At 51.7% G+C, this 15,618-nt stretch carries 16 protein-coding genes and 1 pseudogene; 12 read left to right on the top strand and 5 right to left on the bottom strand.

Going from position 1 to position 15,618, the window contains the following annotated elements; translation table 11 throughout:
- Positions 1–527: 527 nt before the first annotated feature.
- Both AC1Q6D_RS25245 and AC1Q6D_RS25240 read right to left on the bottom strand, forming a co-directional pair.
- Positions 528–1,505: a hypothetical protein gene (locus tag AC1Q6D_RS25245; protein ID WP_103405888.1), complete on the bottom strand. Its 978-nt coding sequence runs from the start codon at positions 1,503–1,505 to the stop codon at positions 528–530.
- Positions 1,490–2,092, bottom strand: a complete 603-nt coding sequence (locus tag AC1Q6D_RS25240; protein WP_371919931.1) for a hypothetical protein — start codon at positions 2,090–2,092, stop codon at positions 1,490–1,492. The genes AC1Q6D_RS25245 and AC1Q6D_RS25240 overlap by 16 nt, the downstream gene beginning before the upstream one ends.
- On the opposite strand from AC1Q6D_RS25240, the pseudogene AC1Q6D_RS25235 reads away from it, so the two are divergent.
- The 10 genes and pseudogenes from AC1Q6D_RS25235 to AC1Q6D_RS25190 all read left to right on the top strand — a co-directional run.
- A pseudogene (locus AC1Q6D_RS25235) lies at positions 1,976–2,821 on the top strand (integrase domain-containing protein); the annotation flags it as partial. The gene AC1Q6D_RS25240 and the pseudogene AC1Q6D_RS25235 overlap by 117 nt on opposite strands.
- Positions 2,818–3,093: a hypothetical protein gene (locus tag AC1Q6D_RS25230; RefSeq protein WP_029529272.1), complete on the top strand. Its 276-nt coding sequence runs from the start codon at positions 2,818–2,820 to the stop codon at positions 3,091–3,093. The pseudogene AC1Q6D_RS25235 and the gene AC1Q6D_RS25230, both read left to right, overlap by 4 nt.
- 289 nt (positions 3,094–3,382) lie before the next feature.
- Positions 3,383–3,829 (top strand): hypothetical protein, encoded by a 447-nt coding sequence (locus AC1Q6D_RS25225; protein WP_256590354.1) that lies wholly within the window; start codon positions 3,383–3,385, stop codon positions 3,827–3,829.
- A 44-nt stretch (positions 3,830–3,873) separates the two neighbouring features.
- Positions 3,874–4,821, top strand: a complete 948-nt coding sequence (locus AC1Q6D_RS25220; RefSeq protein WP_256590353.1) for an ABC-three component system protein — start codon at positions 3,874–3,876, stop codon at positions 4,819–4,821.
- Positions 4,811–5,530: an ABC-three component system middle component 1 gene (locus AC1Q6D_RS25215; protein WP_103405887.1), complete on the top strand. Its 720-nt coding sequence runs from the start codon at positions 4,811–4,813 to the stop codon at positions 5,528–5,530. Before AC1Q6D_RS25220 ends, AC1Q6D_RS25215 begins: the two co-directional genes overlap by 11 nt.
- On the top strand, positions 5,527–6,168 hold the full coding sequence (locus AC1Q6D_RS25210; protein ID WP_178083153.1) for an ATP-binding protein: 642 nt from the start codon (positions 5,527–5,529) through the stop codon (positions 6,166–6,168). Before AC1Q6D_RS25215 ends, AC1Q6D_RS25210 begins: the two co-directional genes overlap by 4 nt.
- 281 nt (positions 6,169–6,449) lie before the next feature.
- Complete coding sequence (locus AC1Q6D_RS25205) at positions 6,450–7,670, top strand: hypothetical protein (RefSeq protein WP_178083152.1); 1,221 nt, start codon at positions 6,450–6,452, stop codon at positions 7,668–7,670.
- Positions 7,671–8,916: 1,246 nt separating this feature from the next.
- A complete protein-coding gene (locus tag AC1Q6D_RS25200; RefSeq protein WP_158249411.1) occupies positions 8,917–10,458 on the top strand; it encodes an OmpA family protein in 1,542 nt (513 codons plus the stop codon).
- Between the two features lie 17 nt (positions 10,459–10,475).
- The gene (locus AC1Q6D_RS25195) at positions 10,476–12,278 is read left to right on the top strand and encodes a hypothetical protein (protein WP_103405885.1); all 1,803 of its coding nucleotides are present in this window, start codon (positions 10,476–10,478) and stop codon (positions 12,276–12,278) included.
- Positions 12,278–13,111: a hypothetical protein gene (locus AC1Q6D_RS25190; protein WP_256590352.1), complete on the top strand. Its 834-nt coding sequence runs from the start codon at positions 12,278–12,280 to the stop codon at positions 13,109–13,111. The genes AC1Q6D_RS25195 and AC1Q6D_RS25190 overlap by 1 nt, the downstream gene beginning before the upstream one ends.
- A gap of 122 nt (positions 13,112–13,233) precedes the next feature.
- On the opposite strand, the gene AC1Q6D_RS25185 is transcribed toward AC1Q6D_RS25190, so the two are convergent.
- Genes AC1Q6D_RS25185 through AC1Q6D_RS25175 form a run of 3 tightly spaced genes read right to left on the bottom strand, consistent with a single transcriptional unit; the run spans position 13,234 to position 14,859 of the window.
- Positions 13,234–13,944 carry an SDR family NAD(P)-dependent oxidoreductase gene (locus AC1Q6D_RS25185; protein ID WP_047539192.1) on the bottom strand — a complete coding sequence of 237 codons (711 nt, stop codon included), beginning with the start codon at positions 13,942–13,944 and terminating at the stop codon, positions 13,234–13,236.
- 43 nt (positions 13,945–13,987) lie between these two features.
- The gene (locus AC1Q6D_RS25180) at positions 13,988–14,644 is read right to left on the bottom strand and encodes a DsbA family oxidoreductase (RefSeq protein ID WP_103405884.1); all 657 of its coding nucleotides are present in this window, start codon (positions 14,642–14,644) and stop codon (positions 13,988–13,990) included.
- Positions 14,641–14,859, bottom strand: a complete 219-nt coding sequence (locus tag AC1Q6D_RS25175; protein WP_103405883.1) for a tautomerase family protein — start codon at positions 14,857–14,859, stop codon at positions 14,641–14,643. The genes AC1Q6D_RS25180 and AC1Q6D_RS25175 overlap by 4 nt, the downstream gene beginning before the upstream one ends.
- 374 nt (positions 14,860–15,233) lie before the next feature.
- On the opposite strand from AC1Q6D_RS25175, the gene AC1Q6D_RS25170 reads away from it, so the two are divergent.
- Positions 15,234–15,389: a hypothetical protein gene (locus tag AC1Q6D_RS25170; protein WP_158249410.1), complete on the top strand. Its 156-nt coding sequence runs from the start codon at positions 15,234–15,236 to the stop codon at positions 15,387–15,389.
- Positions 15,386–15,618 (top strand): hypothetical protein (locus tag AC1Q6D_RS25165; RefSeq protein WP_103405882.1); only part of this gene is annotated, 233 nt, incomplete at its 3' end. The genes AC1Q6D_RS25170 and AC1Q6D_RS25165, both read left to right, overlap by 4 nt.

Below are 15,618 nucleotides of genomic sequence, written 5' to 3'. Positions count from 1 at the left end.
GTCCCAGACATATCCCACTCAACGAAGTGATTAAGCTCATCAACAGTACCTAAGTAACGCTCGAACTATGCGGCGTAATTAACGTGCGAATTAGCGATTTCGCGAATAGCACACTGTTGACGGCTTCGTCACTTAGCCATACCCTTTGAGTCGCCAGATACAAAGATGTAAAGCAGGAGTGGTTGAGCGAGATCCTACCACAAGGGAATCGAGAGAGAATCCCCTGAAAATTGCTCACAGAGGCCCGCCATTGCGCGGGCCTCGCCGTTTTCGTCGCCTAGCATCTCCATTAGCTTCGTGTTTGCGTAAGTATCTTGCGGGTTCCCGCTATTATCATTCGTTTTCGATTTAGCACCTTGCTAATCAAATATGAGTAACGACCGAGTGAGTTTTTCCGACAGGCGGTCATACCTATTTTTTGATAGCAAAAGATATCAATTGATAGCGACACTTATGAGGCCCTTTTGAGGCCCTAAAGAAGCCCTGAATCATTGGCGCTCTATAAATAGAGCGATCAAATTATCTCTTTAAAGAGTAACTACGTTTAACTCCGCTGCGAGTATCTGTGCTTTAACTGCCTTCGCAATGAACGCCGTAGCGTCAGTGGGACTCGGCGTTGGTCCAGGTATGTGCGTATGAGCCGCCAATTGATTGTTCATCTGCTGCAGCAGATCGAGCACGTCGCACACCACCTGAAACAGGTTCACCGTCCCGGACCCGATCCAGTTCTTCGGTGCCTGCAGCTGCTGACTGATCCCGGCCACGCTCTTACGCAGCCCCTTGATCTGCTCCTGCATATCACCGCCTACAGCCGCGTTGTGCTTCTGCCCCACGACCAGGTTGAAGTCCCGACCGGTTGCCTGGTGCAAATCGTCCCGGGCGGCGATCGTTGCGGTGCCAGCTGAATTGAGCTTGAGCGCACCCAATGCCTCGATTTTCTTGATACCTCCGACCGTTTCTGTCGAATGGTGCTCAACCTGCTGGACGTGACTTTGGTACCGCTCCTGGTTGTCGTACGCCTCAACCTCACGCTCGATCGCCTGATCCCGAATCTTCCCATCAGTCTGTCGGGTCCAGTTGCCATCCGCGTCGACGCGCTGCTGCACGGCGTCACTGTGCTGCCATACCTGGTCACCCTTGGGCACCTTCGGCAGGCTCAGGCCATGCGGCAGGATCGTCTGGATATACGGACTGCTCGGCAGGCCGTACGCAAAGCACACGACGACGCGGGTGCCTTCTTCGGGGAAGCCGTAGACGCCCATTTCCTCGCCGCCGGTGGGGACCGGAAGCGGAACACCATTCAGCACCGGCATATCGGGATCCGCTTCGCCACTCGGCAACAGCACTTCAATGTCGACCGCGTATCGCGGGCGGAAGTCGTCACAGATACCGGCGCCGGCGGGCGCATCGGCGATACCCACCACCCGCGCAAACCGTGGCAGGTGATAGCCACCGGTCAGTTCCGGAAACTGTCGCTCGACACTGCGCTTTATTGCGTCGTCCATTTGATCCCCATCTGAGTGCCGGAAAGCGTCACGCTGGTGATTCGCTCGCCCTGGTTGATAGTTGCACCTGGTCGCAGCCCGGGCAGCGCTGAAATCGTCGCGCTCTGGTTGCCCTGGTAACCGTCGAACAGCTCGACCGGCAACTGCAGCGGCGCCCGGGCGCCAAAGAAGCTGTCGGCCCAACTGCCCACGAACACTTCGCCGTCCCCCTGCTGCTGCCAGATAAAGTCCGGGACGTCGAACACCCGCGCCATGCTGTCCATGGCTTGGTATCCAGCGGCCAGGCTGTAGAAAAAAGGTGCCTTGACCTTGGTGTAGGCCTGATCCGGAACGCGAAAGCGCAGGCCGGTCTTGTCGCTGATTTCGCCCAAGACAGCTCGCAGATCCACATGACGCAGGTTCAACGGCAGCGGGTTGGCCAGCACAGCAGCCAGCTCGCGACACAGCACGACCTGTTGCACGCTGTTGGCCAGGCGTTTGTACGCTGGTGTCGGTCGGAGGAAGGGCCGGGGTTTAACGATGCGCGGCAGATTAATTGGCAGACCTTGCTGGACTACGCCGGACATCTGCGGCAGCAAGTTGAACAAGGTGAGCTCGCCATCGCCACCGCGCAAAACCGATTGTCCAGCGTGAACCGAACCATGGCGGCGCTTCGCGGTGATCAGTATGTGAAAGTGCCGAGTCCGAGCAAGGCGCTGGGAATGCGGCGCACGAATGTTCGTCTCTCGGTGCCACAGGGCCAAGACCGCGAACAGGTGAAGCGGATCGTCGACGTGCTCTGCGAACACCAAATGCCTCGCGCCGCGGCAATTGCTCAGTTGGTGCGAGCCACCGGAATGCGCTTGCGCGAGGCCATTTTGGCCGACCTTCCGCGCCTGAAGCGTGAGTCCGAACAATACGGGAAGATCAACATCCAGGATGGCACCAAAGGTGGTCGCTCCGGCGCGTCGGCACCTCGCTGGATTACGGTAGATGATCATATTCGTGACGCACTGAGGTTTGCCGAACAGGTCTCGACCGACGGTAGCCGCAACCTGCTTGCACCGGATGAAAGCTACCTAGGTTTTCAACAGGGGATCGTCCGCTTCGCACGTGACATCCTCCATAAGCACAACCTCAAAGGCTTCCACGAATTGCGAGCAGCCTATGCGTGCGAACGCTATGAGCAAATCACCCATCATCCCGCGCCCGTCAACGGTGGCCGTTGCTATCAGCTCGACCGACGGCTAGATAAGAATGCACGAGTGCAAATCAGCGATGAACTCGGGCACGGTCGTATCGATGTGGTATCGGCTTACATTGGTGGTCGAGCATGAGTGAGCCATTCGATATGGAGTTGTTCCTGGCGGGCTTCCTGGCCGGGTCGCATACCACACGCCGGCGTCACCTACGCCAGGCGAAGGCCATTCAAGTAGCGATCTCTAATCGCTGGCACCTAGATAATCCATGGACCTGGCGGCGAAAGCATTTGGCGTGGTTCCTAAATTGCCACGTGAACCAACACACTGAATCGACGCGCTATTACTATCTGCTGACCATGCATCTGCTCACTCTTCGCTTAGGGAGGACCTGGCAGTTCAAACGTTAGTCAACGGTCAGTAACCGGCCATCGGGCGTTTCGAGAAAATCAGGGTCGATTCAGACTTCATGCAGGCACCGGGTTAAATGGTGGACTCCCATCACAGCCAGAGACGCAAGCGACCTCTTGAGTAAAAAAGAGCCCTCTCCTCAGCTCCGTAAACAAAGTCACAGAAGTGGCGTCTTGCCATCAAAAATGACTTAGTATGGATCGTGCGTAGGGAGACGCGATCAGGCATGCATTCGATACCCAGCTCCTTACGGCGGCTTCAACCATAAGTCTAAGCTGGAGTTTTCTGATGGCTCATGATGCATCTCCATCGTGGAGCGGGTTTAATTATCAGGGGAAAGTTGCCCTTTACTACGCTCTGCGTTTAATAAATGAAAAGGCCGCAGACTTTGATTTTACAGACTACAGTCTAGTTTTAGAAAACACTGAAGATTTCGAAGTCAGATTAAAAGACACTCCTATATCGCTTCACCAAGTAAAAGCTTACCAAAATTCCAGTTTCAGCTCCTATAGCAAGGCACTCGTAGGAATAACTCTCGAGCTTTATAACGAAAAAAGTGCACAAGGGTACATACACACATGGAACCCAATTAACCCTAAAGAGAACAAAACCTTCACGGAATCTATCGCCAGCGATTTTAGCGATATTGTAACCGAATATAGGAACTGCCAAAAAAAAGAAGGGAATACTATAATTGAACAGGCTGCTAGCACCAAAGGCTCTATAAAAAATTAGCAGCAATAATACGACTAGCGCTCCCAGGTACAAACGAAAAAAACTTGGTTAAGTTGCTAGAAAGCATTGGAAACATAACTGAAGATGCCGTTAAAAGAATTCAACCCTACGGATACCCTGACGGAAAAAATTGCTGCGACCTTGATGAAATAAATAACAAAGTTAAAGAAGAACTCTCCTTAAGCTTTTCCAATCGCGGTATATCCAACACACCGCAACAGCTTAAAAATGCTTTTCACTATTTGCTTGGGTATACGGACAAACACATCATAGAGCGCCACAAAAACACTGGCGGCTCTCCGATTCCGATATCATTTAATGAAATACTATCGATTCTGAGCCATGACTTCGAAGACGTCAGCTCCGAATACCTTGCCTACGAATTCAAAAATCAATTTTTAAGTAAATTTGACGAATTCATGACATACCCTGAGCTTTACACTGAGCCAGAACTCGATAACGGTGCAGTCTGCAACTTGAGATCCATTTACACTTTGCTTTCCAATCTGAGCGCAATTGATCTCTGGGACTACCACAGAAACTTTTCGCCCCACGAATATATAGACACATCAAACAATTTATCAATTGCATTCAACACCGATCTCCAGGGTGTTTTTCTGGTCCTTATAAAGATATTCAACGAGATTGATTACGAAAAATCCAAACACGACAAGACTAGTAAAAAAATAACTTACAGCACCACATTAAAGCCTACTGAGCACTACTTACCAACCACGATTCAGTCAGGATTTCCAGCGAGCATTATTGCTCGAAAAGTCATTAACAACCCAAACATGATAGAAGCTTTGTTTGAGATAAGCACGCTAATCTATGATGGAGCACTTATAACAAAACTTCCATCCCAACTCGGAAATCACACAACAGCTCCAGATCAAGTAGGTGCTGACATGCGTCAGCGAAGAGAAAGCATCCTTGAGAATATACGACTTATACCCATTCAGATGGCTAAGGATGAGCTAAATGCTAAGTGAACATATCGATAGTATTTTTTTAAACAATGGTTACTGCAAAGTCCCTAACAACCAAAACCTTGATGGATACATACTCTCCCTATTTGAACCAAAAGAGGCGCCTCACAGAGAAGAGTATTTTGTTGTAATTGAAGCAATAACACAGTCTGCGCATGCGACAGAGTATTTGCTTAATGAAGGTGCCGACCTACTTTTCAACAAATTTTGCTCCATGGAAAACCTTAAAAAATCATTTGCCAAAAACTGCACAATGATTATTTGCTGTGAAGCCGCGAATACAACACGCGAGCTAACGCTTCAACTTGAGGAGGATCATTACAACTTTAAGAAAAACGTTATCATCTACACCAAAGGTGAAATTACCGGTCTAGAACAGTTCTACGGCAGCGACCACTCCTTTCAAAAACTTTCGAATGAACTTATAAACAACATAATAAATTCCGACTCCGGAAATGAGTTTCGCGCATTCAAAGAACAAACCAAGAACCGTAATAATCACTATTCGCTGCTCATGAAAATAATCATGAAACTACCATTTATTTCTTATCAACCAAAAGCAAAAAGCCTTATCGATCTAGAAATCAGCATCGAAAAAGCACTAACACTTGAACAGCGAACTATTTACAACAAACTGCTATTGTTAGACTTGAATGTATCTGAAGAAAAAACTGAGCAACTGATCTTTGAAGCATGGAACAACATATCATGATTAAACTAAAAGGAATTACATTCAAAAACTTCAAAGTATTTGGCTCGACCCCATACAGAATAAACTTTGAAGACAATCAACTTATTCTTATGGATGGCCCAAATGGATATGGAAAAACCTCAGTATTCGACGCCATTGAACTAGCGTTAACAGGCAACATTTCGCGACTAATTGCATTAGAAAACCGTCAAAATCCGACAGATATTGTGGTTGCTCACGAGGGAGCACAAGAAGTCGAGGTAATTCTTGAGTTCAAGGATGACAACTCAAAAGAGTATGCAATACTTAGAAAACTTAAAGACCCTATTCCCAGAGATGCCAGAAAAATTTCAAAATTCCAGGAACTCTGGCAAAGTTATGAAATGATTGACGGACAGTGGCAAGCGGTTGACTCGACACAACTCGGAAACTACCTTAACAGCAACAACTTCTCTCGAGATTTCAGTTTATTCCATTATATACAACAGGAAGAAACTGCTATTTTTCTTAAATCCAAGAACGAGGCGCAACGAGCGGAGGAGTTATCTCAGCTTTTCGGTGACACAAAGAAGGCTGAAGACAAACTATCCCACTTAAATTCCATACAGAAAAAAATTGATGCATTAAAAAAGGCACCTGGCAAAAAATATCGCAAATAAAATCAACCTACAATATTTCAAATATTGCCGACTTAACCAACACCTCAAAGTCCCTGCACTTTTTTTTACTCCCTCACCTTGTGGAAAAACATTCGACACCTGAATGGGATAAGGCAGACCTAGGAATTTTATCTCAAGAAAAGCTGAGTCATTTCCTTGAGGAAGTTAGCCATATAAAATCTTTTATAAATCATAAAACTGATTATTTAAGACTAAGATCTTACTCAAGAGCATCACAGCGAATAGAGCCGATACGATATTTTATACAATCATTCAATTTTTTGAGCAAAATAACCGACCTTCACGAACTTGGCGCAAGAAACAGTTTTCTTCGTCAAGTTTTAAGTACATTGACCTGCGGTAACCTCCAACGGATCAAAGACATACCAACGATTGAAGAGCTTTTTAGAGTTCTGCAATCTGCACCTCCTTTAGAATTCAATGAAAAACTTGACGAACTGCTCCTAGAGGAACAAAAGAGTTCAGGTTTAGACAAGCTCTATAGCGACATAATAAAACATCACAATAACCTTAGTGGGGCCCTATCAGTCTTACCTGATGAGAAAAACTGTCTATTCTGTGGGCATCCATATGAAACCCACAATCTACTAACTGCGGCGGTCTCTGATCATGAAAATCTAATTAAAGCGCTTCTTAATGAACAGGCGATGTTACTAGTAACAATGAGGGACTATTTTTACAAAAATCATTTAGCGCCTCTGATAGAGAAAATAAAAAGCCTTCTAGAGAAAACTCCCTCCCCCTCTGAAAACGACCTAAACAATCTCGCCCGAGCAAGAGACAATCAAGATACACTACAAAAACTACACGCATGGCTTCTACGTGAAAACATAGAATTTGAAGATCTTTTAACTGTCGACCTTCCATCACTTCGAACTGATGCCGATATCCAGCACGCTGTCGGCGAGTTATCGGAACGTATTCGAAGTGCATCTGGTGCACCAGCTGAAAATTATCACGATGCAAACAGTGGCAATGTGTTTGATAGGATTTTTCGAGACTATTTTTCTAGCGATCCCAAACATATATCGAGCGAAATCGCAGACTGGGCCGATCAGAAGACGCAGTATATTCAAGAAAATTATTTCAACTCACTCCAAAATATTGCAATGGAACTTACTGCGCTTGACAAAAAATTCTTAACATTAAAGCAATCAGGGGAAGAGCTAACTGAGATAATGAGTACTCTACGCACTCAAATTAGACAATACAGAAAAAAACTTATAACTGACATCGAAATACCATTTTATATTTACTCCGGAAAAATACTTCAAGCCCATCAGGCAGGATTAGGTCTAGGTGTTCTTATTAAAGACCCAACTGGAGGAGATGAGCTAAAAAATGTTCGGCTTGTTTCTAATTGGAAAAGTGACCATGACATTCTAAACACTATGAGTTCCGGACATATCAGCCGTTGTGATCTCCCTAGCCCTTGCGCTGAACAAAGTTTATGCAAAATCTTTTTCTACCATTCTTATTGACGATCCAGTGCAGACGATGGATGACATAAATATGTCTTCTCTAGTTGAACTACTCAGAAATGAATTCTCAGAAAAACAAATAATTCTTTCTACGCACGAAGAGAAAGTCTCTAGGTATTTCGTCTACAAATTCTTAAAGCATGGACACTCGGTCAAAAAAGTAAACCTCATGGAGAGAAAAGAGTACACCCCTAACAACAATTACATTTACTAAAATCATCGCGTAGTGCCTTACACCACTCTAGTTTTCTGACTTAATAAATAACACAAATAAAAAGTCAGAAAACTAGTTGCACCATCCGATCCTGCGATAAATTACCCCATATGTCCTAGACGCATCCGATTGACTGCTGTTTGGCCGATTACTGCCCATTACCCATGGCAGTAATAGTCGGCAACGTTCAACCTCAGCAGGTTTCCCGGGCCATATGCCACTGCACTGGATGATTTACATGCGGGCCGACAGCATACTAATGCCTTATAAATCCCGGATTTGATTCCACAGAAAGCCATAACTAGCTGATTTATTTATAGTTACTTGTCGGGGTACGCCAAATTTTCCACCGACTTCCAGAACCACAGGAAACCTAGTCCTGCCGAAAGTTACCGTTCGTCTGGTGCCGCACCATACAAAACAAAGCCCCTGCAGAAATGCAGGGGCTTTGTTGTTTCTGTCCCCCCCTCTCCTCCCAGCTTCCCCCCTCGCTTCTGCCCACAACCTCATTGGCTTTTCTGCATATCAGAGTGCCACCACGTAGCAAAACAGCAGTATCATTGCCACGGTGGTTCCCCTGCACTCCTCCTCGCGAGTACAGCGGCATACGGACATGGATGTGTCGGCCCTCAGGGCTTGCACTTATACGGATATTTTTCCCATGAGCTTCTGCCTCAACCCAGGCATCACGCATTTTCTTGCGGCTGCGCCCCATGCGCGCGGCTTTAGTGCTGTTCGTCTGCAATACCACGCAAGACCCCAGACAAGCGTAAAGCCACACCGACCCTGGATCAGGACGGTGAAGGCATTCCTTCACATCAAAAAATCCAACGGGCATGCCGCCCGGCCTTGACGTTCTGTTTTCGAACATTGCTGCGCAGGCACGAGAGATCGGGCCTTTGGAAAGCGTTTTTTCAAACAATCAGAAGACACCCAGGGGGGCTTGATCCCCTCGGGCCTGGAGCATTCGGCCATTGGCCGAAGAAAAATCCGTCAGCCTGACGGACTATGGAATGGGGAGATGGCATTCGGATGTTTTTAAATCATGTTTTGAGACCGACAGCGCTCGCCGTCGCGATTGCCGTTGGCCTTAGTGGTTGCGCCCACGTCGATCAGTACATGGGGCAGTCTTCCGGGACAAGCGCCTGCGTTGCCGGTGGCGCGGTGGGTGCGGTCCTGGGGGTTGCAGTCGTCGCGTTAACCAAAGGCGACGCCAATGCCTACAAGAAAGGTGCATTGATCGGCGCAGGCGCCGGGTGTGGCGTCGCGCTGCTGTACCGCGAGCGGGTGCAGAAGCTTCAGGCTGTCGCAAAAGAAGAAGGCCTGGTGATGCAGGTCAGCGAGCTGAATGCCAACGTCGCCCAGCCTGCGGCCACACCGAACGTGCAGTCCGTGGGTGTTGAAGCTCAACTGCAGTCATCCGAAATGTTCGCTGTTGGTTCTGCGGAGCTGACCACTGAAGGCAGGCGGAAACTGACGCGCCTGGCCGCAGCATTGGCCGACAAGCAACCAGCCCCCCAACAAACCCCTCAGACGCTCAAGAAGATTCTGGTGGTTGGCCACACCGATGCGACCGGTGCGGCTGAATTCAACCAGAAACTGTCCGAGCAACGCGCTCGTGCCGTGGGCCAGATCCTGGCGGATGCCGGTATCGCTCGCCAGGACATTTACTATCAGGGCGCCGGGGCGTCTCGACCTCTCGCCAGTAACGACACAGAGCAAGGTCGTACCGAGAACCGTCGCGTCGAATTCGTCGAGATCGACAACGAGAAATTGCTGGTTGAACGCGTCCGTAGCGAGCGCAGTAACGCCAAGTACCTGGCACATGGCACCGCGCCTGCGGCCAAGGCCAAACCGGCCGTGGCTAAATCGACCCCGGCCAAACCTGTCGTGACGGCGAGTCAACAGCCTGCGGTGCAAGTGCCACAACCGGTTGCCCAGGCGCCTGCCTCCACGACGGCTTCCCCTGCCAAATCAGCCATTGTTCCACTGGGCGGTGACGGAGGTGTCGACTTCGGCGGTAATGCTGTCACCGACACTCGCTCGATCCTGGCCATGGGCATCACACCCAAAAGCTCGCCCTTCTCCTTGATTGGCACCGCCAATGCGACTGCACCCTTGAGTTCATGTGTTGCCGACCTTCCCCGTATCGAAGGCCAAGTCAAGAACCTGGCCGATGACAAGCCGCTGAACGAGTTCGCGACCAACGAATTCTTCCCTGGCCTGACTGGCAAGCCCTGGGCAACTGCGGTCAACGGTCACTCCGTCACCGTTGGCCCGATTGCGGTTTTGCGTGACGACGCCAAGGTCGCTCAAGCGCCGAAAATGCAATTCATCACCGACTACGCAACCCCGCAAAAGCATCAGAGTCAGCCATACCTCTCCGTCGCTAATACCTATGAAGGGGAGAACAAGATTCTTTATCGGGTGTTTGCCGTCGACCAGTCCAAGTCCCCAGTGACTTGCATGGACATCGTTTTCGACAAGCGTGCTGGCAGCGCCATCGCTGGCGAAATCTATTACCCGAAACAGGGTGACGCTTACGTCGCTCAGTTCACACCGAAGCGCCGATAAGTCTAGAGGGACACGCAATGCTCGAAATTTTCCGTTCGTTTTTCACCGCATACTGGTACGTGATCATTCCGGTGGTCTTTACCGTCCTGCTTTCAATCCCGGTGATTGTCTACTGGTCGTCATTCAAGTACTGGCTGATGAAAGTCCGTATTCGCCTGCCCGGACTTGGCCGCATCAGCCACTGGGTCAAACATCCCGGCGAAAAGGAAAAGCCAAGCGATACCAACACCAAGCCCATCGGTTTTCTTTCATCCGAGCTGGAGCTGTGCTCGTTCTACGATAAGTACTACCGGGAACATCAGCCCTCGGAAGCCAATTTCCGTCGCAGCCAGGACTACCTTGGCAAGATCCAGGAGGACGGCCGGCGGGAGAAAGGCCTTGGCCTGTGGACGCTGATCATCGTCCTGATGCTGATCGAGGCCACGGCCTTCGGTTTCGCGCTGGCGCCTTTTGCCCTGACACTGGCCACACCCAACACCGCACTGGCCGGCGCTTTCGCCATCGGCCTGGTGATCTCGATCATCGGTTTGTTCCTTTCCGAGTTTGCCGGCCGCGCGCTCTACAAGAACCGCGTCGTCGACAACATCATGTCTTATGAAAACCTGCGTCGCACAGGCGCGGGCGGCGACATGATCAGTACCCACATCATCACCATCGACAACACCAACGACGACGATAGCTGCGCGCCCTATCAACAAATGTTGAACCGCGTAAAAGTGGATAAAGATGGCGACATGCCGGCCAAGCGCTTCACCATGCTGATCGGTTATGGCGTATTCATCATTGGTCTGGCGGTGGCCGCGTTTTGGGTCCGTACCGAGACGCTCAACGCTCAAGAATCCGACTTGATCGCCAATCCGCCTGCAGTGATGCAGTCCGCAGATGACTTCCCGGCGGCAGACAACGTGCCGATTCCGGATGACATGAAAGCCCTGTCCGACAGTGCCACCCACAAATCGGCTCAAGATCAGATCGATTCGTTGCACCGTGCATCGCTGGTCACCTTTGCCGTACTGAGCGGTCTGTTTATCTTTATCCAGGCGAGCTCGACGTACCTGGCCTTCATCTTCGGTTTTGCCGGCACACACTCACGCAAGGCCTGGGAACGGACGCACAAATTCTCCAGCGCCGATGACTTCATGCGTTACCACGCCAACAAAGCCCGTGGGGTTGCCAATGATGCCCAAGCCTCGCTGGGCACGTTGCAAGGTTTGCAAATGAAGGTGTTCCGCGTCGGCGGCAAAGAACTGGAAGCGCTGCGTTCGGACCTGTTGAACCGCACGTTCGAGTCCTATATCGCCCAGGAAGACGAAAAGAACGCAGCCAAGGCGCGCAAGAATGTCACCGACAACCTCGGCAAAGAAAGCCGCAAGGTCATTGAAAACTACTTCAAGAAGGTCGTGGCAGATCTGTCCGCCGCGATTGAAGCCGGTGACAACGCAAGGATCAACGACCTGATCTCGGTGGCCGGCCCTCGTTTCGAGCAAATCGCCGACAATGATCCGACGCTGGCAGATTTCAAAAAGCAGTTTGCCGGACTGAGCATTTTTAACGCCCAACCCAACGCGGCACCAACGACCGCCGCCGTTGTTGCACCGGTCGAGCCCCCCGTGGCCGAAGTCGCCCAAGCCGTTGAAGCAGCCCCGACGCCGACACCGACTGCCGCACCTGCGCAGACAACCTTTGATCACAACGCCTTCGGCGACCTGACCGGCTACGAGGAAGACGACATCGACTACGTGGCCACCAAAAAAGGCGTGGACGCCGCCGTCATCCGCCGCGCCCGCAAACTCCAGCTACTCGACAAGTCGGAGGCTTAATGAAGTTCAAGAGCCTGATCCTGGCTCTGGCATTTGCCCCCGCTGCCCTCGTGGCAGCGGAGCGCAATGATGTCCCGAGCTGCTACGCCCAAGCGAAAATCGAGAACTTTCGCAGTGCACCTTCCGGCCGCCTGCTGACCGTCGTTGTCGATCAGACAACGCCATTGACGCCTGACTTGCAAAAAACCGCCTGGGGCCACATCAAGCGCTTCATCCAGCCCGGTGACAAGCTGCGGCTTTACTCGTTCAGCGCCTACCTGGAAGGTCACTACACCCGCCTGCAATTCGCCGGCGAGCTTGAAAAACCGATCGATCCGGCCGTACTCGGCGATGTACCGATGATGGCCAGCCGAAAGTTCGATGCCTGCCTGAAGGGTCAGTCTGCTGCGTTGTACCAACGGTTCGGAAAGGCTTTTTCCAACGCAATGGGCAAATCCAGCTCGGACATTCCGCGCAGCGAAATCCTGTTCAGCCTGAAGTCCATCGGCGATGACATCAAAAACGCCGAAGGCGTGAACGAGCGGGTCATCCTGCTGATGTCCGACATGCTCGAATACAGTGACTTCGGCAGCTTCTACACCAACAAAGGCATCCGCGAGATAAACCCTGCCGTGGAATTGGCGAAGGTCGAAAAACAGCAATTGCTGGCAGATTTTTCCGGGGCCAGGGTCTACGTTCACGGCGCGGCATTCGTGCCTACGCAAATCAAGAACGGCTATCGCAGCGGCAAGATGATCCAGAACCTCGAAGGTTTCTGGCGCCGTTATTTCGAGAAATCGAACGCAGAACTCAAAGGCTTCGGCAACCCGGAATTGACGATCGCAGTCGAGTGATTACAGGGCCCCCAACGGACAGCCCATTCACGCAACCGCCTCAATGACAGGATAGGTTCCACGACAAAGCCCTCGCAGCAATACGAGGGCTTTGTTGTTTCTACCGCTTTAAAACCCAGGTCTTAGTGACCCGCGCTCTGACCACCGTCGACGTGCAGGATTTCGCCAGTGACAAACTTGGCGCCGTCCAGGTATACGACCGCGTTAGCAATGTCATCGATCTCGCCCATGTGCCCGACCGGGTGCAGCGCGCCCAGTGCGGCGTGGGTTTCTTCGCCGTGCATCGGGGTTTTGATGATGCCTGGCGATACCGCATTCACCCGGATACCGCGCTTGGCGTACTCGATGGCCAGGGATTTGGTTGCCGCGTTCAGGCCGCCTTTGGTCAGCGAGGCCAGTACCGATGGCACGCCGTCGATGGCGTGGTCCACCAGGCTGGTGGTGATGTTGACGACGTGGCCGCTGCCGTTTTTCTCCATCTCGGCGATGGCCAGCTGGGTGATGTAGAAGAAGCCGTTGAGGTTCACGGACAGCACGTTGGCGTAGTCTTCAGCGGTGTACGCGGTGAAGGGCTTGGCGATGAAGATCCCGGCGTTGTTGACCAGCGTATCGATACGGCCAAAACGTGCGATCGCTTCACGGATGACGCGCTGTGCGGTGGCCGGTTCGCCGATGTCGCCGGCCACGGTGAGGATGTCCGGATCGGTCGACGGCTTGATCGAACGCGAAGTGGCGACGATTTGGTAGCCGAGTTCACGGAAGGCCTTGACCATGCCGTCGCCGAGACCTTGGGATGCGCCAGTGATGACAACGACTTTTTTCGAATTGCTCATGATGAACCTCTACTGATAAATGATGATTTGAAAAAGTAAGTAATCAGGCTTCGGCGGAGGCCGACGCCATTTGTCTCAACATCTGTTCGTAGTACTCGACCGATTGCGAACCGGACACCAGATGACGGTCGTTCAACACCAGGGCCGGGACCGAATTGATGCCGCGCTGCTGGTAAAAAGCCTCAAGTTCACGCACCTCGGCGGCGTACGCGCCAGACGCCAACACCTCGCTCGCCTGTTCCTGGTCCAACCCGGCTTCTGCCGCCAACCGCGCCAGCGTCTGCTGATCACTCGGGTTCTGGCCTTCGCTGAAGTAAGCGCGAAGCAGGATCTTCTTCAGCACCACCTGACGCCCTTGCTCCAACGCCCAAAGCAGCAAGCGGTGAGCGTCGAAGGTGTTGTAGAAGTGGGTGCGCTTTTCGAGGTCGAACTTGAAGCCGATGGCATTGCCGCGTTCGATCTGCATCGCTTTGCCATTGGCGACGTCCTGGGCGGTACGACCGTATTTGCGCATCAGGTGCTCGACGGCTTTTTCGCCTTCGGCCGGCATGTTCGGGTTCAGCTCGAAAGGCTTGTAGGTCAGCTCGACCGAAACCTCACCCGCCACGTTCTCGATGGCCTGCTCCAGCGCCGTCGCCCCCAGAGCGCACCATGGGCACACCACGTCGGAGACGAAATCGATGGTCACCGACGGCGTCATGACTGCCCCTCTTGCGCCAGTTGCTGGCGGTACTGAGTGGTGGTGATCCCGGCGTAACCCCAGTTATCGGTGTCGACTTCTTCGATCACGATGTGGGTCAGGTCTGGACGCTTGTTGAGGACACGTTCCAGTGTTTCAGTGATTTGCGCGATCACCTGAGCTTTCTGCTCAGTGGTCACGCCATCGCGGGTGATGCGCACGCTTACGAAAGGCATTGAGGAATCTCCAGTGACCTTCCCGTCGGGATGATGGGAGAGGCGTTGGAGCTCAATGTATGGCGTTCGCTGGAGGGGATAAAGGCGGGGATGGGAACATCATTAGTTACGCTGTGTAATTAGTAATTCGGTTCATAGACAGTGCTCTATGTGAAAAGGATTCCCGTCTGTTTTCCCCCGCTTCCAGGTTTCGCTCCGAAATCTCAAGGAAGGCCCCGCAGTAATGTGAGGCGTTCTTTTTCTGGAAGAGCCAAACGAAAAATCCTACACAACAAAAACACGTTTCCCACACAAGAAACCGAGCCGCCCTGCATTAATCCCGTATTCACTCATCCACAGTCCCGCCCTTACTAAACCAGCACAAGGGATGTGTGATGTTCAGCCCTGCCGACCCAGCCTCTTTTATCCAGGACAAACAGGGATTCAATCAGGATCTGCAAGTCCTTGAGTCCACCGGCAAGGAAGCCACCCGCCGACCTTTGCGCCTTGATCTGAAACGCAGCACCCACTGCACGCAGGTCCAATCATGAAGCGCCTGGGAAGATTATCCGCCGGCCCTTGCTGCGAGCCCGACAGGCTGATCGTCCAGGTGATCGGCACCGGCCATTCCAAAGACCAGCGCCTGGTGCTCTTCGACCGGTCCGGCGTTGAACCGCTGCCGGCCCTGACCGATGAGGTGGAGCGCGAAACGGAGCGTTTATTCAGCGTCCACTGCGAGCTGTTCGTGTGGAACTGGTACGCCCGGTACGAGCATCAGTT

It is taken from the genome of Pseudomonas sp. MT92 (assembly GCF_058792515.1).
This window is presented reverse-complemented; position numbering and strand designations above follow the sequence as displayed.